This window comes from Micromonospora sp. DT46 (genome assembly GCF_049841735.1).
GTDB classification, from domain to species: Bacteria; Actinomycetota; Actinomycetes; order Mycobacteriales; family Micromonosporaceae; genus Micromonospora; species Micromonospora reichwaldensis.
The window spans coordinates 70875-93265 of sequence record NZ_JBNCKW010000011.1 but is presented as its reverse complement, the minus strand read 5'-3'; the positions used below and the strand labels follow the sequence as shown (position 1 = coordinate 93265).

Annotated in this window: 22 protein-coding genes and 1 pseudogene; 11 read left to right on the top strand and 12 right to left on the bottom strand. The window is 75.6% G+C overall.

The genetic code is table 11. The features are described 5' to 3' along the window. Positions 1-138: 138 nt before the first annotated feature. The 4 genes from ACLQ20_RS27475 to cofC form a co-directional block, all read right to left on the bottom strand. Positions 139-1122: an NUDIX hydrolase gene (locus ACLQ20_RS27475; protein WP_151456686.1), complete on the bottom strand. Its 984-nt coding sequence runs from the start codon at positions 1120-1122 to the stop codon at positions 139-141. Positions 1123-1146: 24 nt separating this feature from the next. Beyond that, positions 1147-3288: an RNA degradosome polyphosphate kinase gene (locus ACLQ20_RS27470; RefSeq protein ID WP_425858073.1), complete on the bottom strand. Its 2142-nt coding sequence runs from the start codon at positions 3286-3288 to the stop codon at positions 1147-1149. A gap of 341 nt (positions 3289-3629) precedes the next feature. Then, positions 3630-3827, bottom strand: coding sequence for a cold-shock protein (locus tag ACLQ20_RS27465; protein ID WP_192581542.1), 198 nt, complete (start codon positions 3825-3827; stop codon positions 3630-3632). A gap of 21 nt (positions 3828-3848) precedes the next feature. Beyond that, complete coding sequence (gene cofC / locus ACLQ20_RS27460; protein WP_151456688.1) at positions 3849-4484, bottom strand: 2-phospho-L-lactate guanylyltransferase; 636 nt, start codon at positions 4482-4484, stop codon at positions 3849-3851. 127 nt (positions 4485-4611) lie between these two features. Here cofC and ACLQ20_RS27455 point away from each other — a divergent pair, with 127 nt between their 5' ends. From ACLQ20_RS27455 to ACLQ20_RS27435, 5 genes are all read left to right on the top strand, one after another. Then, positions 4612-5349, top strand: coding sequence for a lysophospholipid acyltransferase family protein (locus ACLQ20_RS27455; protein ID WP_151456689.1), 738 nt, complete (start codon positions 4612-4614; stop codon positions 5347-5349). Continuing rightward, complete coding sequence (locus tag ACLQ20_RS27450) at positions 5346-6344, top strand: NAD(P)H-dependent glycerol-3-phosphate dehydrogenase (protein ID WP_151456690.1); 999 nt, start codon at positions 5346-5348, stop codon at positions 6342-6344. The genes ACLQ20_RS27455 and ACLQ20_RS27450 overlap by 4 nt, the downstream gene beginning before the upstream one ends. After that, the gene (locus ACLQ20_RS27445) at positions 6341-7462 is read left to right on the top strand and encodes a cystathionine gamma-lyase (protein ID WP_151456691.1); all 1122 of its coding nucleotides are present in this window, start codon (positions 6341-6343) and stop codon (positions 7460-7462) included. Before ACLQ20_RS27450 ends, ACLQ20_RS27445 begins: the two co-directional genes overlap by 4 nt. 28 nt (positions 7463-7490) lie before the next feature. Further along, a complete protein-coding gene (locus ACLQ20_RS27440) occupies positions 7491-8282 on the top strand; it encodes a putative protein N(5)-glutamine methyltransferase (protein WP_425858032.1) in 792 nt (263 codons plus the stop codon). Between the two features lie 246 nt (positions 8283-8528). After that, positions 8529-9581, top strand: coding sequence for an ROK family protein (locus ACLQ20_RS27435; RefSeq protein ID WP_425858031.1), 1053 nt, complete (start codon positions 8529-8531; stop codon positions 9579-9581). Positions 9582-9794: 213 nt separating this feature from the next. On the opposite strand, the gene ACLQ20_RS27430 is transcribed toward ACLQ20_RS27435, so the two are convergent. Together ACLQ20_RS27430 and ACLQ20_RS27425 are read right to left on the bottom strand one after the other, a co-directional pair. Beyond that, positions 9795-9995: a DUF397 domain-containing protein gene (locus ACLQ20_RS27430; RefSeq protein ID WP_121396135.1), complete on the bottom strand. Its 201-nt coding sequence runs from the start codon at positions 9993-9995 to the stop codon at positions 9795-9797. A gap of 4 nt (positions 9996-9999) precedes the next feature. Beyond that, positions 10000-10845 (bottom strand): helix-turn-helix domain-containing protein, encoded by an 846-nt coding sequence (locus ACLQ20_RS27425; RefSeq protein ID WP_425858030.1) that lies wholly within the window; start codon positions 10843-10845, stop codon positions 10000-10002. Between the two features lie 279 nt (positions 10846-11124). Here ACLQ20_RS27425 and ACLQ20_RS27420 point away from each other — a divergent pair, with 279 nt between their 5' ends. Then, positions 11125-11343, top strand: coding sequence for a hypothetical protein (locus ACLQ20_RS27420; RefSeq protein ID WP_425858029.1), 219 nt, complete (start codon positions 11125-11127; stop codon positions 11341-11343). Positions 11344-11457: 114 nt separating this feature from the next. Here ACLQ20_RS27420 and ACLQ20_RS27415 read toward each other — a convergent pair whose 3' ends face one another. The 3 genes and pseudogenes from ACLQ20_RS27415 to ACLQ20_RS27405 all read right to left on the bottom strand — a co-directional run bounded on the left by ACLQ20_RS27415 (position 11458) and on the right by ACLQ20_RS27405 (position 13936). Continuing rightward, on the bottom strand, positions 11458-12552 hold the full coding sequence (locus ACLQ20_RS27415) for an ATP-binding protein (protein WP_425858071.1): 1095 nt from the start codon (positions 12550-12552) through the stop codon (positions 11458-11460). A 3-nt stretch (positions 12553-12555) separates the two neighbouring features. After that, positions 12556-12741, bottom strand: a pseudogene (locus tag ACLQ20_RS27410) (tetratricopeptide repeat protein); the annotation flags it as partial. 28 nt (positions 12742-12769) lie between these two features. Further along, a complete protein-coding gene (locus tag ACLQ20_RS27405) occupies positions 12770-13936 on the bottom strand; it encodes a tetratricopeptide repeat protein (RefSeq protein ID WP_425858028.1) in 1167 nt (388 codons plus the stop codon). A 200-nt stretch (positions 13937-14136) separates the two neighbouring features. On the opposite strand from ACLQ20_RS27405, the gene ACLQ20_RS27400 reads away from it, so the two are divergent. After that, positions 14137-15243: a D-alanine--D-alanine ligase family protein gene (locus ACLQ20_RS27400; RefSeq protein WP_151455420.1), complete on the top strand. Its 1107-nt coding sequence runs from the start codon at positions 14137-14139 to the stop codon at positions 15241-15243. 168 nt (positions 15244-15411) lie between these two features. Here ACLQ20_RS27400 and ACLQ20_RS27395 read toward each other — a convergent pair whose 3' ends face one another. Beyond that, on the bottom strand, positions 15412-16062 hold the full coding sequence (locus ACLQ20_RS27395; protein WP_151455419.1) for a DUF3515 family protein: 651 nt from the start codon (positions 16060-16062) through the stop codon (positions 15412-15414). Next, positions 16063-16296, bottom strand: a complete 234-nt coding sequence (locus ACLQ20_RS27390; protein ID WP_132232626.1) for an Lrp/AsnC ligand binding domain-containing protein — start codon at positions 16294-16296, stop codon at positions 16063-16065. A gap of 125 nt (positions 16297-16421) precedes the next feature. Between ACLQ20_RS27390 and ACLQ20_RS27385 the strand changes: the two genes are divergently transcribed. Then, a complete protein-coding gene (locus ACLQ20_RS27385) occupies positions 16422-17360 on the top strand; it encodes a thiamine-phosphate kinase (protein ID WP_327030758.1) in 939 nt (312 codons plus the stop codon). Between the two features lie 29 nt (positions 17361-17389). Then, positions 17390-17857, top strand: coding sequence for a GNAT family N-acetyltransferase (locus tag ACLQ20_RS27380; RefSeq protein WP_151455416.1), 468 nt, complete (start codon positions 17390-17392; stop codon positions 17855-17857). Between the two features lie 201 nt (positions 17858-18058). On the opposite strand, the gene rpmB is transcribed toward ACLQ20_RS27380, so the two are convergent. After that, complete coding sequence (gene rpmB / locus ACLQ20_RS27375; RefSeq protein WP_011905179.1) at positions 18059-18250, bottom strand: 50S ribosomal protein L28; 192 nt, start codon at positions 18248-18250, stop codon at positions 18059-18061. Between the two features lie 293 nt (positions 18251-18543). On the opposite strand from rpmB, the gene ACLQ20_RS27370 reads away from it, so the two are divergent. Together ACLQ20_RS27370 and recG are read left to right on the top strand one after the other, a co-directional pair. Next, a complete protein-coding gene (locus tag ACLQ20_RS27370) occupies positions 18544-20160 on the top strand; it encodes a DAK2 domain-containing protein (protein WP_327030760.1) in 1617 nt (538 codons plus the stop codon). Next, positions 20157-22358: an ATP-dependent DNA helicase RecG gene (recG, locus tag ACLQ20_RS27365; RefSeq protein WP_358117244.1), complete on the top strand. Its 2202-nt coding sequence runs from the start codon at positions 20157-20159 to the stop codon at positions 22356-22358. The genes ACLQ20_RS27370 and recG overlap by 4 nt, the downstream gene beginning before the upstream one ends. Positions 22359-22391 lie beyond the last annotated feature (33 nt).

Sequence of the window (22391 nt, the reverse complement as noted above, 5' to 3'; positions counted from 1 at the left end):
CGGGGCGGCCTGACCCGCCGCCCAGCGGGGCGGCCTGACCCGCCGCCCAGCGGGCCGGCCTGACCCGCCGCCCAGCGGGCCGGCCTGACCCGCCGCCAGCGGGCCGGTCGGGACCGGCCGGCCCCGGTGGCCGCGCGGTCAGAGGCGGTCGCCGGCGAGCAGGCGGTCGCCGGCGAAGGCGAGCAGCCAGCCGCCGCCCTTCGGGGTGGTGAAGTCGCCCGGCCGCCCGCTGAGCCGGGCCAGGGCGCCCGGGATCACCTTGCCCTGGCTGCACACCCCCACCGGCTCGCCGGTGGCCGCCAGCGCGGCCAGGCGGGCGGCGGCGGCCAGCGCGCACTCGTCGGGCTGCTGGCCCGGCCGCGGCTCGTCCAGGTCGCCGTCGATCTCGATCGGCAGGTCGAGCAGCGCCGCCGCCGGGTCGAGGGTCTGTACGCAGCGGCGGGCCGAGGCCGACAGCAGCCGCGCCGGCCGGACCAGCGCTACCAGCGGGGCGAGCGTGTGGGCCTGCGCCCAGCCTTTAGCGTCGAGCGGCCGGCCGGTGTCCGGGCCCGACCAGGTGGCCCGCTTGCCTGCGTGGGCGTGCCGGACCAGCGCCACCGTCCCGGTGACCGTGGGCAGGGCCGCGTACGCGGCCAGCACCTCGGCGTCGTGCGGGTAGCTGACCAGCCGGAGCGCCTCGTCCACGCCGAGCCAGCGCACGTCGTCGACCTCGGTGCCCGGCTGGAAGCCGCCGGTGCCCACCGCCCGCATCGACCAGTAGTCGACCACCTTCGGGCGGCCCTCGCTGCGGTAGCGCACGGTGGGCAGCCGCACCTGCGGCACCGCCCGGACGTCGGTCTCCTCGGCCACCTCCCGCACGGCGGCGCGCAGCGGATGCTCGCCCGGCTCCAGCTTGCCCTTGGGCAGCGACCAGTCGCCGTAGCGGGGCCGGTGCACGAGGCAGACCAGCACCCCACCGCGCGGGGCGGCGTCCGTGCTCCCGGCGGCCGGCCCTTCGACCGGCCCGGGGTCGTCGGCGGGGCGCCACACGACACCACCCGCCGCCCGGATCGGGGGCGCGGCGTCGGGGAACCCGGGCGGCCGGCCCCGGCCGGGGCCGGCCGCGTCCCGCTCATCCAGCATCAGGTCAGCCTATGCGGGTACCGGTCAGCCCGCCGTGCCACCGACGCGACGCAGCAGCAACTCCTGGAGGTGGACCCGCGGTTCCTCGGCCGTGCCGGTACGCCGGCTCCAGGTGCCGTCCGCCGCCAGCTCGAACGCGTCCACGTCGGGGCTCATCGCGGCGGTCAGCACGTGGTCCAGCTCGGCCCGGGCGACGGGGTCGCTCACCCGCACCAGCGCCTCGACCCGGCGGTCCAGGTTGCGGTGCATCAGGTCGGCCGAGCCCATCCAGAACTCGGCGTCGCCGTCGTTGCCGAACCGGAAGATCCGGGAGTGCTCCAGGAACCGGCCCAGGATCGAGCGGACCCGGATGTTCTCCGAGAGGCCGGGCACCCCCGGGCGCAGCGTGCACATGCCCCGGATCACCAGGTCCACGTGGACGCCGGCCCGGGAGGCCCGGTAGAGCGCGTCCGTGATCTTCTCGTCGACCAGCGAGTTCACCTTGATCTGCACGAGCCCGGGCATGCCCAGCCGGACGTGCGCGATCTCCCGCTCGATGCGTTCGATGAGGCCGCTGCGGATGCCCTGCGGCGCCACCAGCAGCCGGCGGTACGCGGTCTGCCGGCTGTAGCCGGTGAGGACGTTGAACAGGTCGGTCAGGTCGGCCCCGATCTCCGGGTCGGCGGTGAGCATGCCGAAGTCCTCGTAGAGCCGGGCGGTCTTCGGGTGGTAGTTGCCGGTGCCGATATGGCAGTAGCGGCGGATCTGGTTGCCCTCCTGGCGTACCACCAGGGCGGTCTTGCAGTGCGTCTTGAGCCCGACCAGGCCGTAGACGACGTGGCAGCCGGCGCGCTCCAGCTTGCGCGCCCAGCCGATGTTGGCCACCTCGTCGAAGCGCGCCTTCAGCTCGACCAGCACCACCACCTGCTTGCCGGCGGCCGCCGCGTCGACGAGCGCGTCCACGATCGGGGAGTCGCCGCTGGTGCGGTAGAGGGTCTGCTTGATGGCCAGCACGTCCGGGTCCGCGGCGGCCTGCTCGATGAAGCGCTGCACGCTGGTGGCGAACGAGTGGTACGGGTGGTGGACCAGGATGTCGCCGTCGCGCAGGGTCGCGAAGACGCTGCGCGGCACCTCGCCCTCGGTGAGGCGGGGGTGGGTGGCCGGCACGAACGGCGGGTCCTTCAGGTCCGGCCGGTCGGCCTCGTCGTAGAGCTGCCAGAGCGCGGAGAGGTCGAGCAGGCCGGGCACCCGCAGCACCTCCTGGTCGTGCATGTCCAGCTCGCGGACGAGCAGCTCCAGCACGTGGTCGGAGACCGAGGCGGCCACCTCCAGCCGCACGGGCGGGCCGAACCGGCGCCGGGCCAGCTCCCGTTCCAGGGCCTGGAGCAGGTCCTCGTCGCGGTCCTCGTCGACCTCCACCTCGGCGTTGCGGGTGACCCGGAACAGGTGGCACTCGACCACCTGCATGCCGGAGAAGAGCTGCCCCAGGTGCACCGAGATCAGGTCCTCCACCGGCAGCATCCGCACGCCCGGCAGGTCGCGGTGCACCCGGACGAAGCGGGGCACGTTGTTCGGCACCTTCACCCGGGCGAAGAACTCCGAGCCGCCGTCCGGGTCGCGGACCGCCACCGCGAGGTTCAGCGACCGCCCGGAGATGTACGGGAAGGGGTGCGCCGGGTCCACCGCCAGCGGGGTCAGCACCGGGAAGATCTGCTCCCGGAAGTACGCGCGCAGCCGTTCCCGCTCGGGGTCGTCCAGGTCGGCCCAGCGCAGGATCCGGATGTCCTCGGCGGCCAGCTTCGGCAGCACCTCGTCCGTGAAGCAGGCCGAGTGCCGGGCCACCAGCGTCGCGGCCTTCCCGGCGACCAGTTCCAGCTGGGTGCGCAGCGGCATCCGGTCCCCGCCGCGTACCGGCAGGCCGGCCTGGAGCCGGCGCTTCAGCCCGGCGACCCGCACCATGTAGAACTCGTCGAGGTTGCTGGCGAAGATGGCCAGGAACTTGGCCCGCTCCAGCAGCGGCGTGCGCGGGTCCTCGGCGAGCGCCAGCACCCGGGCGTTGAAGTCGAGCCAGGAGAGTTCCCGGTTGAGGAAGCGGTCCTCCGGCAGCGGCTCCGCTGCGGGGGGCTCGTCGACGAGGTCGGGCGCCGGCGCCTCGACGGGCGGCGCCGCATCCAGCACCTCCTCCAGCCCGGCGGAGGCGGCCGCGCCGCCGGCACCGGCGGCGTCGGCCGAGCCGGTCGCGGCGGACCCTCCGCCCGGGGTCGCGGCGGAACCTCCGCCCGGGGTCGCGGCGGACCCTCCGCCCGGGGTCGCTGTGGGCGCCTCGCCCTGGGTCGCGGCCGGCGCCGCCTCCGGGGTCGCGGCCGTCGGGTCGGCGTGGAAGCGGCCGTCGGCGCCCCGGGACCGGGTGCCGTTGCGGGGGGCGGCCGGGTCGGTGGACGGTCGGTTGGCGGAGGGCTTGCGAGGGGTGCTCACCTGCCCATAATCACCCGGATGCGGTTAACGCAAAATGAACTTCGACCAGCCGCTCAGGCCATCGTCGGCAATGTCACCCGGACCACCGCGCCGGTGTCGTCGGTCTCGACGCGCAACCGCTGGCCGAGGCGGAGCAGGCGCAGGCCGGAGGCGTCGAACGCCCGGGCCGGGAAGGCCAGCTCGGTGCCGTCGTCGAGGAGCAGCGTCCCGCTGCGGGTCGCCGCGTCGTAGGTGGCCACCGTGCCCTGCATGACCCGCACGCTACACGCCCCTCAGGCCGGGCAGCCGGCGGCGGCCAACGCGGCCGTGCGGGGCCCCAGCCCGAGCCGGGCCGCCGCGGCCAGGTCGGCGGCGGTGTCCACGTCCCGGCGCAGGCTCGGCCAGTCCCCGGTGAGGGCGAGCGCCCCGCTCGCGGCGTGCGCGGCGGCCGAGCCGACCCCGAAGCGGGGATCCAGGGCCACGCCCGGCGGCGCCGCCAGCAGCACGGTGCCCTGGCCAGGGGCGTCGGCCACGTACCCGCGTACGCCCGGGGGCGCGGCCTGGGCCGCCCGCAGCGCCGCCGCCAGTTCGGCCGGGCGCAACGCGGGCAGGTCGGCGGTGAGCCCGGCCACCCAGCCGCCGCCCGCGACCGACGCGCCGTGCCGGAAGGCGGCGTTCAGCCCGGCGCCGGGGGCGTCGGGCAGCGCCCGGGCGCCCGCGCGGCGGGCGGCCTCGGCCACCCGGGCGTCGTCGGTGACGACCAGCACCCCCGCCACCGCCGGGCAGGCCCGCACCGCGGCGACCGTGTCGGCGGCCAGGGCCAGCGCCAGTTCCTCGTGCGGTACGGCCGGCAGCGCCCCCCGCAGCCGGCTCTTCGCGGCGGCCAGGCGCTTCACGGGCACCACCACGGTCCACCTCGGCTGACTCACACCGCCATCCTGCCAGCCGTACGGCGGTACCCTCTCTGGCCGGACCCGGGTCGAGCAGGCATGATTTCCGCTGCGGGCGTCACCGGGTGCGGATCCGGTGCAGGGCGGGGCGGCACGAGGAGGCGCGGTGACACGGCGGAGGCTGGGGTTCTGGCAATGGTTCGCCGTGGTGCTGGTCAAGCCGGTGATGACCGTCTGGACCCGGCGCAGCTGGCACGGCATGGAGCACCTGCGCGGCGACGGCGGCGTGATCATCGTGCCGAACCACATCTCGCACGCCGACCCGCTCGTCGCGGCCCACTTCGTCTACGACTCCGGCCGTTGGCCGCAGTTCCTCGGCAAGGCCAGCGTGTTCCGGGTCCCGGTGATCGGCTGGATCCTGCACCGGTGCCGGCAGATCCCGGTCGAGCGCAACACCGTGGACGCGGTGCGGTCGCTGGACCACCTCGTCGCCGCGCTCGACCAGGGCGGCGCGGTGGTGATCTACCCGGAGGGCACCATCACCCGCGAACCGGAGCTGTGGCCGATGAAGGGCAAGACCGGCGCCGCCCGCCTCGCGCTCGCCACCGGGGCGCCGGTGGTCCCGCTCGTCATGTGGGGCCCGGAGCGCATCTTCGACCCGCGCCGGTCCCGACTGGACCCGCGCCCCCGGATCCCGGTGACCGTGGTCGCCGGACCCCCCGTCGACCTGGGCCGATGGGCCGGGTCGACCCCGACGAAGGCCGTCCTCGAGGAGATGACCGACACCATCATGCTGCGCCTTCGTGACATGCTCACCGAGATCCGGGGCGGCACCCCGCCACCACTGTGGGAACGGACGGCGCGCCCCGCCGTCGATCGGCGGCGGCCGGGGGCGGCGGCGTGAGCGGGCACGTCGCGGTCCTGGGTGCCGGCTCGTGGGGCACCGCGTTCGCCAAGATCCTCGCCGACGCCGGGCGGGACGTCACCGTCTGGGCCCGCCGCCAGGCGGTCGCCGACACGATCCGGGCCGAGCGGCGCAACCCGGAGTACCTGCCGGACGTGCTGCTGCCGTCGCGGGTCACGGCGACGGGCGACGCCGCCGAGGCGATCACCGGGGCCGAGCAGGTGGTGCTGGCCGTACCGTCGCAGACGCTGCGCGGCAATCTGGCCGAGTGGACCGCCCACCTGCATCCGGACGCCACCCTGGTGTCGCTGATGAAGGGCATCGAGCTCGGCACCACCAGGCGGATGAGCGAGGTGATCGTGGAGACCGCCGGGGTGGCGGCGGACCGGGTGGTGGTGGTCTCCGGCCCCAACCTGGCCCCGGAGATCGCCGCCGAGCAGCCCGCCGCCACCGTGGTTGCCTGCACCGACGCCGACCGGGCCACGCAGGTGCAGCGCTCCATCACCACGCCCTACTTCCGCCCGTACACCAACGACGACGTGATCGGCTGCGAGCTGGGCGGCGCGGTGAAGAACGTGATCGCCCTGGCGTACGGCATCGCCGTGGCGATGGGGTTCGGCGACAACACCCGGGCCATGCTCGTCACCCGGGGACTGGCCGAGACGGCCCGGCTCGGGGTGGCCCTGGGCGCCGACCCGCTCACCTTCGCCGGCCTGGCGGGGATGGGCGACCTCGTCGCCTCCTGCTCGTCGCCGCTGGCCCGCAACCGCACCTTCGGCGAGCACCTGGGCCGGGGCGCGACCCTGGAGGAGGCACGCGTCGCCACCCGGCAGACCGCCGAGGGCGTCAAGAGCGCGCTGGCCCTGCGCGACCTGGCCCGGGCGCACGCGGTGGAGATGCCGATCACCGAGCAGGTCGAGCTGGTCTGCCACGAGGGCATGGACCCTCGGCTCGCCGTCGAGGCGCTGATGAGCCGCACCACCAAGCCGGAGTGAGCGACGTGACCGAGGACCACGACGGCACCCGCTGCGTCCGCGCCGGCCTGCCCGAGCCGGCTCCCGGCCAGCCGTTCCTGCCCGGGCCGGTGTTCGCCGCGCCGTACCACCTGGACCCGTGGGCGGGGCCGGCGGCGGCGCCCGACGGCTACGGCCGGCCGGACAACCCCACCCGGCGGCTGCTGGAGGCGGCGGTCGGGGAACTGGAGGGGGGCGACTGCCGGGTCTTCGCCAGCGGGCAGGCCGCGATCACCGGGCTGCTGCTGACGTTGCTGCGGCCGGGGGACACCGTGGTGCTCCCGTCGGACGGCTACTTCGCCGTCCGGGCCTTCGCCGCCGACACGCTGGAGGGCATCGGCGTACGGGTGCTCCTCGCCCCGACCGCCGGCCCGCACCCGGCCTTCGACGGCGTACGCCTGGTGCTGCTGGAGACCCCGGCCAACCCCGGCCTGGACGTCGCCGACGTGGCGGCGCTGGCCGCCCGGGCGCACGCCGCCGGTGCCCTGGTGGCGGTCGACAACACCACGGCGACGCCGCTCGGGCAGCGCCCGCTCGACCTGGGCGCCGACGTCGTGGTGGCCTCCGGGACGAAGGCCCTGACCGGGCACTCCGACCTGCTGCTCGGCTACGTCGCGACCCGCTCGCCCGAGCTGCGGGACGCGGTCACCGCCTGGCGGAACGTCACCGGGGCCGTGCCGGGCGCGTTCGACGCCTGGCTCGCGCACCGGTCGCTGGCCACCCTCGACCTGCGGCTGGCCCGGCAGACCGCGAACGCGCAGGCCCTCGCCGGGCTGCTCGCGGGGCGCGACGACGTGACCGGGCTGCGCTGGCCGGGGCTGCCCGGCGACCCGGCCCACCCGGTGGCGTCGGTCCAGATGCGACGGATCCCCGGGGTGCTCTGCTTCGACCTCGGCGACGCCGGGCGGGTGGCGCGGTTCCTCGACGCGGCCCGGCTGGTGGCCGCGGCCACCTCCTTCGGCGGCCTGCACACCACCGCCGACCGGCGGGCCCAGTGGGGCGACGACACCCCGCCCGGCTTCGTCCGGCTCTCCTGCGGGGTCGAGGACGCCGTCGACCTGGTCGCCGACGTGACCGCCGCACTGGACGCCAGCCGCTGAGCACCGGACACCGGCCCGGAGGTGCCCCGTGACCGTCTTTTCCTTCCGCCCCGACCGGCCCGCCCTCGTGCACCGGCTGCGCGCCGCCGGCTGCGTCTACGCCGAGGACGAGGCGGAGTTGCTGATCGCCGCCGCCGACTCGGCCGAGGCGCTGGCCGGCCTGGTCGACCGCCGGGTCGCCGGGCTGCCGCTGGAGTACGTGCTCGGCTGGGCCGAGTTCTGCGGCGAGCGGATCGCCGTCGACCCCGGCGTGTTCGTGCCGCGTGCGCGTACCGCCCTGCTGGTCGACGTCGCCGTCGCGGTGACCGGCCCGGCGGCGGCCGTGGTGGACCTGTGCTGCGGCTCCGGCGCCACCACGGTGGCGCTGGCCCGCCGGCTCGCGCCGCGCTGGCTGGCCGCCGCCGACGTGGACCCCGCCGCCGTGGCCTGCGCCCGGCGCAACCTGGCCCCGCTGGCCGTGCCGGTCTTCGAGGGCGACCTGTACGACCCGCTGCCGGTGCGCTGGCGGGGCCGGCTGGACCTGGTGCTGGCCAACGCCCCCTACGTGCCGACGGCGGCGGTGGCGCTGATGCCGCCGGAGGCCCGGCTGCACGAGGCGCCGGTGGCCCTCGACGGCGGGCCGGACGGCCTGGCGGTGCTGCGCCGCGTCGCCGAGGGCGCGGCGCGCTGGCTGGCCCCGGGCGGGCACCTGGTGGTCGAGGCGGGGGAGGGGCAGGTGGAGGCGCTCCGCGCGGCGCTGACCGCCGTGGGCCTGCACCCCACGGTGACCCGGGACGACGACCGGGACGCCACCGCCGTCTCGGCCCGCCGCCCGGGCTGACCCGCGGCGCCGTCCTCCTCAACGCGCTGCTCCTGAACGCGCCGTCCTCAACGCGCTGGTCCTCAGCGCGGTCGGGCCCGTCGGGTCGCCGGCGGCCCTCGACCGGCTGGGGTGTCCGCGTCACGGCGCTGTCGAGCTGCCCCGTCGGTGAGACCACCCGTCATCCGGCGTCAGCCGCGCGGCCTGGCGGGGGCGGGGAAGGGGAACTAGCCTCACGGCAGGCGTGGCGGCGGAAGGCGGGTTGTCGTGGGTGGTGCGGACGTGCCGATGGTCGTCGGGCTGGACAACGGGGGGACCAGCAACAACGCCACGGTGCTCACCGTGGACGGCCGGTTCCTGGTGGACGGCCTGGTGGAGAACCCGAGCGAGGTACGCGCCGGCCCGGCGGCGGCGATCGAGGCGCTGGCCCGCGCGTTCGACGGGGTGCTGGCGCTGACCGGGGTGCCCCGCACGGCGGTGCGCGCGGTCGGGCTGGACACGCCGGGGCCGGCGAGCGCGACCGGGGTGATCTCGTCGCGCGGGTCGACCAACTTCTCCCAGCCGGCCTGGCGCGGCTACGACGTGCGGACGGCCCTGGAACGGCGGCTCGGCCTGCCGGTGCTCTACCACAACGACGGCAACGCCGCCGCGCTCTACGCCCACCACGCGCACTTCGGCGCGGAGGCGATGCGCCGCTCGTCGGTGTCGGCCATCGTCGGCACGGGGCTGGGCGGCGGTGTGGTCGAGGCGGGCCGGGTGGTCGCCGGGGCGGCCGGGATGGCCGGCGAACTGGGACACGTGCACATCCCGCTGACCGGGCTGCTCGCGCCGGACCAGCCGGTGCCCACGTGCGCCTGCGGCTTCGCAGGGGACGCCGAGAGCGTCGCCTCGCTGACCGCCATCGGGCGGAACCTGCTGCCGTACTGGCTGGGACGCTTTCCGGACCATCCGCTGGCCGCCGAGCCGCCGGAGCGGGCGGCGAAGCTGGTCCGGGGCTACGGCGAGCGCGGCGACGCGTTGGCCCGGGAGGTGTTCACCCAGCAGGCGATGGCGCTGGGTCGACTCTTCACCGTGGCGGCCAACTTCACCGATCCGCACGCGTACTTCGTCGGGGGCGGGGTGGTGGAGGCGGCCCCGGAGTTCCGGGACTGGTTCCTCGCGACGGTGCGGGAGCACACGGTGCTGCGGGAGGAGCAGGCCGCGTCGGCCACCTTCGCCCTGGTGCCCGAGCGGGACATGGCCGGCGCCCGGGGCGTGGCCATCGCGGCGCTGGAGGCGCTGCGCGCCGGCCCCGCGCCCCGCCCGGTCGTCGCGGGCTGACCCGCCCGTCTCCCCGCCGGGCTGACCCGTCCGTCTCCCCGCCGGGCGAGGGCACTGCGCCCGCCTCCAATGCGAGGTGGTGCGGCCGGTCGTCGCCCGTCGGGTCCGACCCCGCCGGGCGACGGCCCCACCGGCTCCCATCGGTGGGACCGCCGCCGGCGGGGCGCCGGCGCGACGGGTCAGCGGGCGCGCCGGCGCCCCCGGAGGGAGGGGTCAGTGTCCGGGCGGCGCCCCGACGAAGGCGGCCCAGGCGGCCGGCGGGAAGAGCAGCGCGGGGCCGGACGGGTCCTTGGAGTCGCGGACGGCGACCGTGCCCGGGACCACCGCCATCTCCACGCACGCCCCCTCGTCGCCGCTGCGGCTGCTCTTGCGCCACCGCGCCACGGCCAGCGCCGCGCTGATCGTCGGTGTCATGGTCCTACCGTCCCTTCAGGAGTTGGAGGAGCTGGTCGCGGCTGTCCGCCGGGCTGAGCGCGACGGTCCGCAGGTGCTCCATGATCTTGGTGCAGGTACGCAGGTCGCCCGGCCGGTCGAGGACCATCTGCCCGGCCACCGTCTCGACCGAGGCGATGACCGGGTCCTCCGGGTCTGCGAACTCCAGGATGTGCAGCGAGCCCCGGGTGCCCCGGTGGTAGCCGGCGGCGAGCGGGATCACCTGGACCGTGATGTTGGGCAGCTCGCCCATCTTGACCAGGTGGTGCAGCTGCGACTCCATCACCGACCGGTCGCCGACGGGCCGCAGCAGCGCGCCCTCGTCGATGATGGCGTCCAGGATCGGCGGCTGGTCACTGATGAGCCGCTGCTGCCGGTCGAGCCGGAACTGGACCCGCTGCTCCACCTCGTCGTCGCGCAGGGTGTGCGGGCCGCCGCGCATCACGCCCCGGATGTAGTCGGCGGTCTGCAACAGCCCCGGCACCACCGAGGGCTCGAAGTTGGCGATGCCGGTGGCCTCGGCCTCCAGCGCGATGAAGTCGATGGTGCGCCGGTCGAGCAGGTGCGAGTAGGACACCCACCAGCCGGGCTTGCGCGCGTCCTTGGCGAGCTGCACGGCGGCGGCCACCTCGTCCGGACCGACCCCGTAGAGGGTGAGCAGGGCGCGCACGGTGGCGGGGCTGACCAGCGTCTGCGCGTTCTCGTAGCGGGACAGGGTGCTGCGGGTGCTGCTGATCTCGTCCGCCGCCGCCTCCAGCGTGAGGCCGGCGGCTTCCCGGTGGGTGCGCAGCGCGATGCCCAGTCGCCGGGCACGGGCGGTCTTCGGAGCCATGCATCGATCGTCGCACATCTTCCCGGGAACGTGTAGATGAGAGAACGTCGATGAGAGTTGCATTCATGGCTGTAGACATGTCAGTCTGTCATCGCGTCCTCACTGCCGGTTGTCGTGGCGACGGCGGTGGTGAGCGACCGGAGGGGAAGGGGCGCGCGGCGATCGGGTTTCTCCCCCGTACCCGATCGCCGCGTGCCACGCCCCGTGGCCCGTCAGCCGGAAGGGGATCGACGTGCCTACTGCCCGACAGGCTCGCGCCGACCGCCCCGGCGGGCACCGATGACGCGGTTCCTGGTGGTGCTCACCGACGTGCGTGCGGCCGAGGGCGCCGGACGCGACGAACGCAACTGCCCCGAGCGCCGCCGTCAGGTGGTCGGGGCGAGCAGCCGCGAGGCGGCGGACCGGATCGCGGGCGCATTCATGGCGCTGGGCATGGTGCGGGCCGGCCGGCAGCGGGTCAAGGTGATCGCCATCGGCCGGCGGCACGCGCGCGGCTGACGCCGCCGAGGGCGGTGCGGTCGCAGGAGGCGGCCCCGCCGGGTGGGAGGGCCGCCCGGCAGGCGGCCCGGCCCGGCGGGAGGCGCGGCCCGGCGCCCCGCCGGGCCGTCCGCGTCACAGCATCCGGCGCCGCTTCAGGTAGGCGACCAGGTCGTCGTAGACGCCCCCCTCGTTGGCGAACATCGCCACGTTGCGGGCGGTGGCCATCCACGGCTTCGTCGACGGCCGGACCTCCTTGACCGCCCGCTCCAGGTCGCGGTGCTCGATCATCCGCACCTCGCCGGTGCGTACCGAGTCGGCCATCGCGAACTCGGCGGCCGTCTCGCAGAGGTGGGCCAGGTCTGCGCCCGAGTAGTCCTCGGTGGCGGCGACGATCTTCCGCAGGTCGATCCCCGCGATCGGCCGCTCCCGCAGGTGGTACTCCAGGATGGCGCGGCGTGCCTCGGCGTCCGGCGGCAGCACCAGCACCACCCGGTCGAGCCGCCCGGGACGGCGCAGCGCCGGGTCGACGTCCCACGGGGTGTTGGTGGCGGCCAGCACGAAGACCCCCTCGTTGCTGCCCTCCATCCCGTCCAGCTCCGCCAGCAGCTGGTTGCCCAGCGTCCGCATCGAACTGGAGCCGACCTGCGAGCGCTTGTGCCCCAGCGCGTCGACCTCGTCCAGGAAGAGCACGCAGGGCGCGTTGCGGCGGGCCGCCTGGAACAGCTCGTGCAGGTTGCGTTCCGAGTTGCCCATCCACATGTCGAGCACGTCCACGATGGACAGCGAGATGAACTTCGCGCCCATCTCCCCGGCGACCGCCCGGGCCAGGAACGTCTTGCCGCAGCCGGGCGGGCCGTAGAGCATCAGGCCGCCACGGAGGCTCTTGCCGTACATCCTGCGCAGCTCCGGGTTGCGCAACGGGCCGAGGAAGGCCAGCTCCAGCCGCTCCTTGACCGCCGACATGCCGCCCACGTCGGCCAGCCGGATGCCGGAGGCCTCCACGTCGTACACCCGGTCGGAGTGGCCGGCGACCGGCTCCGGCTCGTCGCCGGCGCGGGCGAACCGCGGCGGCACCACGTCGGCCAGTTCCTGCTCGTAGGCCGCGAGGGGGTCGTCGTCGGCGGTCGTGGCGGGGCCGCCGGGCCCTGCGGCGGGCGCGGGCCGCTGCGGCGTCGTCGGGGCCGGCGTGTGCGGCGGGGGTACGGCCGCGCCGAGCGCCCGCTGCATCAGGGCCTGGGCCTGCTCGTTGCCCGGGTCCCGGGCGAGCGCCTGCCCGATCTGCGCGATCCCTTCCGGCCCCCGCCCGGAGTCGAGCAGCAGCCCGGCCAGGTGCAGCCGCAGCGGCAGGTCGTCGGGGCGGCCGTCGAGGGCGGCCAGCAGGCTGTCGATGAGGGCGTCGGAGCTCATAGGTGCAGCAGCGTAGCGACCGTTCCCGCCGCTCCGCTCACCCTCGTGCCCCCGCCCCCGCCCCGGCCGCGTCGCCCCGGCGGCCCGTCCGCCGCCGCCCTCCGTGCAGCAGCAGCGCCGTCCGGTACAGCAGCCGCACGACGACGGTCGACACCCAGCCGGTCACCAGCCCGTAGAGCCGGACCGCCAACGTGACGACAGTGATCATCACCCCGAGGATCGCGAGGTTGCCGGCGACGGAGTCCTCCGCCGGCCGGTACCCGCCGAGGACCGAGGCGACCGCCGCGGCGACCACGGCCGCCGCCCACAGCAGCACCGCCGGCTGGCGGCGGTCCGCCCGCACCTTCAGCCGGACCGCGAGCGGTTGGGCGCGCCACACCCACCGGAACAGCAGGGCGAAGGCGGCCAGGAACAGGACCGCCGCGCCGAGGGCGAGCGGCCGTCGCCACGGCCCGAGCGTGCCCGCGACCAGCGCGAAGACCACGAGGTGCCCCACCGTGGCTGCGGCGAGGACGTCGTAGAGACGCCACAGGACCGCCCGGGCGCCCTGGCCGTGTGCCGTGCCGGTGGTCCGGTCGCCGGGGGCGAGGGCGAGCGCGGCGCTGAAGCCCCGACCCGCGCGGCCCAGGCGTTCCCGGCGCAGGTCGACCACCGCGAGGTCGTGCAGTGCCGCCTGGTTCTGCGGGTCCAGCTCCAGCGCGCGTACGCAGGCCCGCCGGGCCAGGGTCAGCTCGCCGGCCCGCAGGCACACCTGCGCGTCGACGACGTGGGCGTCGGCCTCGTCCGGCGCCAGCCGGAGCACCGTGTCCGCCGCGTCCCGGGCGAACACGAGCGCCCGGACACCGGGCTGGTGCAGCAGCACCTCGGTCAGCGTCGCGTGGGTCCGCCACTCGTGTGGCGCGGCGGCCACCGCGGCCCGCGCGCACAGCAGCGCCTCCCGCCTGCGCCTCATCGCCACCAGCGCCATCGCCCGCTGCCGCAGCGCCCACTCGTGCCCGGGCGCGACCGCGAGGACGCGCCCGGTGGCGGCCACCGTGCCGGGTGGGTCCCCGGCCAGGTCGTAGCAGCGGGCCAGCAGGCAGCCCGCCTCGACGTCGTCGGGGCGCTCGCGCAGCACCCGGCTCAGCTCGTGGAACGCGTCCGGCCAGCGCCCGACCTCCAGCAGCATCCGGGCCCGCATGACACGGCCGTCCCTGGTGTCCATGGTCGCCTCCCCCGTCCGGCGCCCACCCTAACGACGCGCGACGGCGGCCGGGTGCCCGTCACCACCCGTACACGCCGTGTCGACCGGTTGCGCTGCCGCCCGCCTCTGCCCGGGTATCGGCTGTCGGCGCTCACCACGCACAGTAAGGTCAACCGGGTGAGCGCCACGACCGGAGCAGTCGCGTACGAAGAGGTGACGCAGTGACCACCCCAGGCAGGACCCGCGTGGCGATCGTGTTCGGCGGCCGCAGCCCGGAGCACGGCATCTCCTGCGTGAGCGCCGGCAGCGTGCTCGGCGCCCTCGACCCGGACGAGTTCGAGGTGGTGCCGGTGGGCATCACCCGGGCCGGCCAGTGGGTGCTGACCAGCGGCGACCCCGGTCAGTTGGCGATCAACGCGCGCCGGCTGCCGGAGATCACCGCCGAGTCCGGCACCGACATCGTGCTGCGGGCCGACCCGACCGGCAACGGGCTCATGGTGCTCGACCCCACCGAGGGGCCCCGGGCGCTCGCCGACGTCGACGTGGTCTTCCCGGTGCTGCACGGCGCGTACGGCGAGGACGGCACCATCCAGGGCATGCTGGAGATGGCCGGCATCCCGTACGTCGGGGCGAACGTCTTCGCCTCCGCCGCCGCCATGGACAAGGAGTTCACCAAGAAGCTCTGCGCCGTCGAGGGCATCCCGGTGGGCCCGTACGCGGTGCTGCGTAACGGGATGACGTTGAGCGAGGCGGAGAAGGAGCGGCTCGGCCTGCCGGTCTTCGTGAAGCCGTCCCGGGCCGGTTCGTCGTTCGGCATCAGCAAGGTCGACGACTGGGCCGACCTCGACGCGGCGGTCGCCACCGCCCGGCAGATCGACCCGAAGGTGCTCGTCGAGGGTGCGGTCGTCGGGCGCGAGATCGAGTGCGGCGTGCTGGAGGGCGAGGCGGGCGGCGCGCCGGAGGCGTCCGTGCTGGCCGAGGTCCGGGTGGTCGGGGACTACGACTTCTACGACTTCGAGGCGAAGTACATCGACTCCGAGTCCGCCTGCGAGTACGACATCCCCGCCGGCCTGCCGGAGCGGGTGACCCGCCAGATCCGGGAGTACGCCACCCGGGCCTTCACCGCGCTCGACTGCGCGGGCCTGGCCCGGGTCGACTTCTTCGTCACCCCGGAGCTGGACGTCTACCTCAACGAGATCAACACCATGCCGGGCTTCACCCCGACGTCGATGTTCCCGCGCATGTGGGCGGCGTCCGGGCTGGAGTACCCGAAGCTGGTCAACCGCCTCATCCGCACCGCCCTGCACCGCGGCGTCGGCCTGCACTGAGCCGCTCGCGCCGGGAAGGGCGCCCGCCTGACGCCTGACGCACAGGAAGGGCGCCCGCCTGACGCCTGACGCACAGGAAGGGCACCCGCCTGACGCCTGACGCGCGGGAAGGTGCCCTTCCCACCGCCCGCCCCGCGCACGCGAGGCGGGCCGGGTGCGGAGACCGTGTCAGGTCCGGCAGCCGCTGGGGGTGTCGGCGGCGGCGACGGAGGGCACGGAGGCCACGATCGTGTCCGAGACGGGGGCGACCCACTGCAACCCCTGCCCGTAGAAGTGCGGCACGCGGACCGTGACGGCGGTCTCCCGGTCCATGGTGGTGAGCACGGTGGCGTCGCGTTCCTCGCTGGCGTACCAGCAGACCCGGTTGACCGTCCAGACGTGGTCGGTGTCGTCGACGGCCGGCGTGGCCCCGCCGCAGGCGACGGTGACCGCCGGGTCGCCGTACGCGGCGTTCTGCTCCGGGCCGGCCGTGACCGGGCGCTGGGCGAGGTCGTTGACCGTGGGCGGCAACTGGGAGAGCAGGGCGCGGCAGACCGTGGCGGGCCGTTCGGCCAGCGCCGGCGCGGCCATCTCGACCGGGGCGGTGGAGCGCGGCCCGGCGCTCGTGGCGGTCGCGCTCGGCGTGGCGGCCGGCTCGGCCCGCTCGTCGGGGGAGAGTTGGGCGAACGCGAACGCGCCCACCAGCACGGTGACCGGCAGCGCGATCAGCGTGGCGACCAGCGCGGCGCCGCGGGTCGTGCGGTCGCGGGTCGGGCGGTCGGGGGCCACCTCGTCCGGCTGGGCGGAATCGGTCACGGGAGAGTCAGTGATCTTGTCCACTTACAGGCGCACCACCGAACATGTGAGGGTGCGGGTGATGCCGGGCACCATCTGCACCTTGCTGACGATGAGTTTACCGAGCTCGTCGACGGTCTTCGCCTCGGTGAGCACGACCACGTCGTACGGCCCGGTGACGGCGTCGACGCGTACCACGCCGGCAAGGTCCGAGATGAGACCGGCCACGTCACGCGCCCGGCCGACCTCGGTCTGGATGAGGATGTACGCCTGTACCACGACTCGACCTCCGTCCGTCGCCGCCCTGGAGCGGCCCGAAGGGAGAAAGTACCTTACGGACCAGGTCTGATCCCTATCGGTGGTCAAGGAGAAGCGGTGAGCGAGCAGCACGGCGGAGGAGCGGCATGAGCGTCGCGGGGATCGGCGAGTTCGGCCTGATCGACCGGGTGACCGCCCGGTTGTCGTACGGATCGACGGTACTGCTGGGCCCGGGGGACGACGCGGCGGTGGTGGCCGCCCCGGACGGCCGGGTCGCGGCCTCGACCGACGTGCTGGTGGAGGGGCGGCACTTCCGGCGGGACTGGTCCAGCGCGCGTGACGTCGGCCACCGGGCGGCGGCGGCGAACCTGGCCGACATCGCCGCGATGGGGGCGCAGCCGACCGCGCTGCTGGTGGCGCTCTGCATGCCGCCCGAGCTGGATCCCGCGTGGGCCGAGGAGCTCGCCGACGGGCTGGCCGCCGAGGCGGCGAAGGTCGGCGCGAGCGTGGTGGGCGGGGACATGTCGGGCAGTCCGACGCTGACCATCGCGGTCACGGCCCTCGGCGACCTGGGGGGCCGGCCGCCAGTGACGCGCTCCGGCGCGCGGCCCGGTGACGTGCTGGCCCTGGCCGGCCGCATCGGGTACGCGGCGGCCGGGCTGACCGTGCTCTCCCGGGGCTTCCGTACGCCCCGGCTGCTGGTGGAGGCCTGCCGGCGGCCCGAGGTGCCCTACGCGGCCGGGCCGCACGCCGCCCGGCTCGGCGCCACCTCCATGATCGACGTGTCGGACGGGCTGCTCGCCGACGTCGGGCACGTGGCGAAGGCGAGCGGGGTCGCCGTGGACGTGCGCCGGGACGCCTTCGAGGTGCCCCGGCAGATGCGCGACGCCGCCCAGGCGCTCGGCGTCGACCCGTACTCCTGGCTCCTCGCCGGGGGCGAGGACCACGCGCTGGCCGCGACCTTCCCGTCGGCGGTGGCGCTGCCGGACGACTGGCGGCCGATCGGGCGGGTGACGGAGGGCTCGGGTGTCACGGTCGACGGGCGGCCGTACGACGGACCCGCTGGCTGGGACCACTTTCGGTAAGGCCCGATCGGCGTCGTACCCTTTACTCCGTGAGTGAGATCGAGATTCGGGCCGAGCGTTTCGACTCGCCGGTGGCGCAGCGGCTGATCCGCGCCGCGCTGGCCGACCTCGGTGCCCGGTACGGCGGCAGCGGCGACGAGACCCCGGTCGACCCGGGCGAGTTCGCGCCGCCCGCCGGCGCCTTTCTCGTCGCCCACCTCGGCGGCGAGCCGGTCGGCTGCGGCGGCTGGCGCAGCCACGGTGACGAGGGTGACACCGCCGAGCTGAAGCGGATGTACACCGCGCCGGCGGTCCGGGGCCGGGGCGTGGCCCGGGCGGTGCTGGCGGCGGTGGAGCGCTCCGCGCGGGAGCACGGGCGCAAGCGGATCGTCCTGGAGTGCGGCGACAAGCAGCCGGAGGCCATCGCCATGTACACGGCGGCCGGCTACGAGCGCATCCCGAACTTCGGCTTCTACCGGGACGCCCCGGGCTGCATCTCCTTCGCCCGCACGCTCTGACCGTTCTGCCCGTGCCCTGACCCGTTTCGGCGCGCCGAGGGCCGCCGGCCCCGTCTCGCGCCGGGGGCCGTTCCGGACCTCGGCGCCGGCACGGCCCGTGCGCGGACGGGCGTCGGCGGGGGAGCGTCGCCGGACACGACAGAACCGGCGGACCGCAACGGCCCGCCGGCAATGACGAGTGTGAAGCTGGGGCCTACCGCGTCAGGCGCGGGTGACCTTGCCCGCCTTGATGCAGGAGGTGCAGACCTTCAACTTCTTGGTGTTGCCGCCACCGGCCGGGGTACGCACCGACTGGATGTTCGGGTTCCAGCGGCGGTTGGTCCGCCGGTGCGAGTGGGACACGTTGTGGCCGAAGCCCGGTCCCTTGCCACAGACGTCGCACACGCTAGCCACGGGATACTCCTGGGATTGAAACGTTCATGAGGTCGCCGCCAGGCGCAGCCCGGGCAACCTGGCCAGGTTACCCGATGACCCGGGACCCGACCAACCGGCCCCGGACGCAGGCCCGAGGTGGGGCCGGCACCGCGCGACGCGGGTCCCGGTCGCCCGGCCCGCACCCGCCCCCGCGGCATCGCCGCACCTGGGGACACGCCACGAGGATAGTGGGTGCGCCGCGGCTGCCGGACACGCCGTGGGAGTCGCGTCGACCCCGGCGCGTGTCGGTGCGCGCCAGTAGGCTTCTCGCCGTGCTGGACACCCTCGACGCCGCCGCGGTCCGCCGTTGGTGCGCGGGCGGGCTGGTCGCGCTCAAGCGCCACCAGGGCGAGATCGACGACCTGAACGTCTACCCGGTGCCCGACGGCGACACCGGCACCAACATGGTGCTCACCCTCACCTCGGCCCAGCAGGCGCTCGCGATGGACCTCGGCACCCTCCCGGAGGACGGGCCCACCGCGCACGGGCACGCGTTGCGGCTGATGGCCCGGGGCGCGCTGCTGGGCGCGCGGGGCAACTCGGGGGTGATCCTGTCGCAGATCCTGCGCGGCTTCGCCGACGCCGTCGCCGCCGCGCCCGCCGTGCGGGGGCGCGAGCTGGCCGCCGCCCTGCGCGACGGCACCGCCGCCGCCTACGCCGCGGTCGCCCGCCCGGTCGAGGGCACGCTGCTCAGCGTCGTCGCCGCGGCGGCGCACGCCGCCGAGCGGGCCGACAGCGACGACCTGCGGGCGGTCGTCCGGGCGGCGGCGGGCGGGGCGGCGCACGCGTTGGCGCGCACCCCCGAGCAGCTTCCGGCGCTGGCCCGCGCCGGCGTGGTGGACGCCGGCGGCCAGGGCCTGTGCCTGCTGCTCGACGCCCTGGTCGAGGTCGTGACCGGCGAGAGCCCCGAGCGTCCCGCGCCCGCGCCGCGCCCGGTCCGCCCGCCGGCCACCGCCGTGCGCGAGACCGGTTCCGAGGAGTACGCGTACGAGGTGCAGTTCCTGCTCGACGCCGGGCCGGAGGCGGTGGCCCGGCTGCGGGAGGAGCTGGCGGCCCTGGGTGACTCGCTGGTGGTCGTCGGCGACGGAAACGCCGGCACGGGCACCTGGAACGTGCACGTGCACGTCAACGACGTGGGCGCGGCCATCGAGGCGGGCGTGGTGGCGGGCCGGCCGCACCGCATCTCGGTGACCCGCTTCGCCGACCAGACCGCACCGGTGTCGCCCCCCGCGGCGGCGGACGGGCGGGCCGCCGTGGTGGTGGCCGCCGGCGCGGGCATCGCCGAGCTGTTCGCCGGCGAGGGCGCGACGGTGGTGCCCGGCAACCCGTCGATCGGCGAGCTGCTGGACGCGATCCGCGCCACCGGGGCGGCCCGCGTGGTGGTGCTGCCCAACGACCCCGACACGCAGGCGGTGGCGAACGCCGCCGCCCGGGAGGCGCACGGGCTCGGCGTGAAGGTCAGCGTGGTGCCGACCCGCTCACCGGTGCAGGCGCTGGCCGCCCTCGCCGTACGCGACCCGGGGCGGCGCTTCGCCGACGACGTGATCGCGATGGCCGAGGCGGCCGGCGCGTGCCGCTACGCCGAGGTCTGCTATGCCCGCCGCGAGGCGCTGACCGTCGCCGGCCCCTGCCGTCCCGGCGACGTGCTGGCGCTGGTCGAGGGGGAGGTGCACCTGATCGGGTCCGACCTGACCGACACCTGCGCCGCCGTGGTCGACCGGATGCTCGGCGGCGGCGGTGAGCTGGTGACCCTGCTCTCGGGGGCGGACGCTCCCGACGGGCTGGCCGACGCGGTCCGCGAGCACGTCGGGCGGCGCTGGCCGTTCGTCGAGGTGCAGGCCTATCCGGGCGGGCAGCCGCACTATCCACTCCTGGTGGGGGTCGAATGACGTCCGAGCCGGCCACGATGGACACGCCGCTGAAGAAGCTGGTCGGCGAGAAGACCGCGAAGGCCCTCGCCGGGCACCTCGACCTGCACACCGCCGGTGACCTGGTCTACCACTTCCCGCGCCGCTACGACGAGCGCGGCGAGCACACCGACATCCGGTCGCTCGACGTCGGCGAGCAGGCCACCGTGCTGGCCCAGGTGCAGCGCACCGCCGTACGCCCGATGCGCCAGCGCCGGGGCAACCTGCTGGAGGTGACGGTCGGCGACGGCTCGGGCGGCACCCTGACCCTGACCTTCTTCGGCAACCAGGCCTGGCGCGAGCGCGAGCTGCGCCCCGGCCGGTGGGGGCTCTTCGCCGGCAAGGTCACCGAGTTCCGGGGCAAGCGGCAGCTCAACGGCCCGGAGTACGTCCTGCTCGGCGAGGGCGGCGACGGCGAGGCGGCGGCCAACGAGGAGATCGAGGAGTTCGCGGGCGCGCTGATCCCGGTCTACCCGGCCGCCGCGGCGGTGCCCACCTGGGTGATCGCCCGCTGCGTCCGGGTGGTGCTGGACACCTTCACCGCGCCGGAGGATCCGCTGCCCGCGACCCTGCGGGCGAGCCGCAACCTGGGCGGCATCGACACGGCGCTGCGCGAGATCCACCGACCGACCAGCAAGGAGGCGCTCTACCGGGCCCGGCACCGGCTCAAGTGGGACGAGGCCTTCGCCGTGCAGCTCACCCTGGTGCAGCGCAAGCACCGCGCCGCCGCCTCGCCGGCCCGGCCCCGCCCGGCGAAGCCCGGCGGCCTGCTCGACGCCTTCGACGCCCGGCTGCCCTACGAGCTGACGCCCGGCCAGCACGACGTGGGCGTGGAGATCGCGGCGGACCTGGCCACGGCCCACCCGATGCACCGGCTGCTCCAGGGCGAGGTCGGCTCCGGCAAGACGGTGGTCGCGCTGCGCGCGATGCTCCAGGTGGTCGACGCGGGCGGGCAGGCCGCGCTGCTGGCCCCGACCGAGGTGCTCGCCGCGCAGCACCACCGGGGCATCCTCGACCTGCTGGGGCCGCTCGGGCGGGCCGGCGAGCTGGGCGCGGCCGACGACGCCACCCGGGTCGAGCTGGTCACCGGCTCGCTGGGCGCGGCGGCCCGGCGGCGGGCCCTGGCCGAGGTCGCCGGCGGCGCCGCCGGCATCGTGCTCGGCACCCACGCCCTGCTCTACGAGGGCGTCGACTTCGCCGACCTCGGCCTGGTGGTGGTCGACGAGCAGCACCGCTTCGGCGTGGAGCAGCGCGACGCGCTGCGCGCCAAGGCCGAGCAGCCGCCGCACGTGCTGGTGATGACGGCCACCCCGATCCCGCGCACGGTGGCGATGACCGTCTACGGCGACCTGGAGACCTCCACGCTCTCCCAGCTGCCGCAGGGCCGCTCGCCGATCGCCTCGCACGTGGTTCCGGTCGCCGAGAAGCCGGCCTTCCTGGACCGGGCCTGGCGCCGGGTGCGCGAGGAGGTGGCCGCCGGGCACCAGGCGTACGTCGTCTGCCCGCGCATCGGGGAGGGGCCGGCGAGCGAGGAGGAGCCGCCGCCGGAGGACGACAACGGGCGGCGGCCGCCGATGGCGGTCACCGAGGTGGCGCCGCTGCTCGCCGAGGGGCCGCTGCACGGCCTGCGCATCGGCGTGCTGCACGGCCGGCTGCCGGCCGACGAGAAGGACGCGGTGATGCGCTCCTTCGCGGCCGGCGACCTCGACGTGCTGGTCGCCACGACCGTGGTCGAGGTGGGTGTCAACGTGCCGAACGCGACCGTGATGATCGTGCTCGACGCCGACCGGTTCGGCGTCTCCCAGCTGCACCAGCTGCGCGGCCGGGTCGGCCGGGGCTCCGCCCCGGGGCTCTGCCTGCTGGTCACCGAGGCGCTGGAGGGCACGCCCGCGCGGGAGCGGCTCGACGCGGTGGCCTCCACCACCGACGGGTTCAAGCTCGCCGAGCTGGATCTGGAGCAGCGCCGGGAGGGCGACGTGCTGGGCGCCACCCAGTCGGGGCGCCGCTCGCACCTGCGGCTGCTCTCGCTGCTGCGCGACGCCGACCTGATCCGCGACGCCCGGGCCGAGGCGATCGCCCTGGTCGAGGAGGACCCGGAGCTGGCCCGGCACCCGGCGCTGGCCGCGTCGGTGGCGGCCCTGGTCGACGAGGAACGCGCCGAATACCTGGAGAAGGGCTGATCTAGGCTTCGAAGGATGTCGGCATCCTCATTA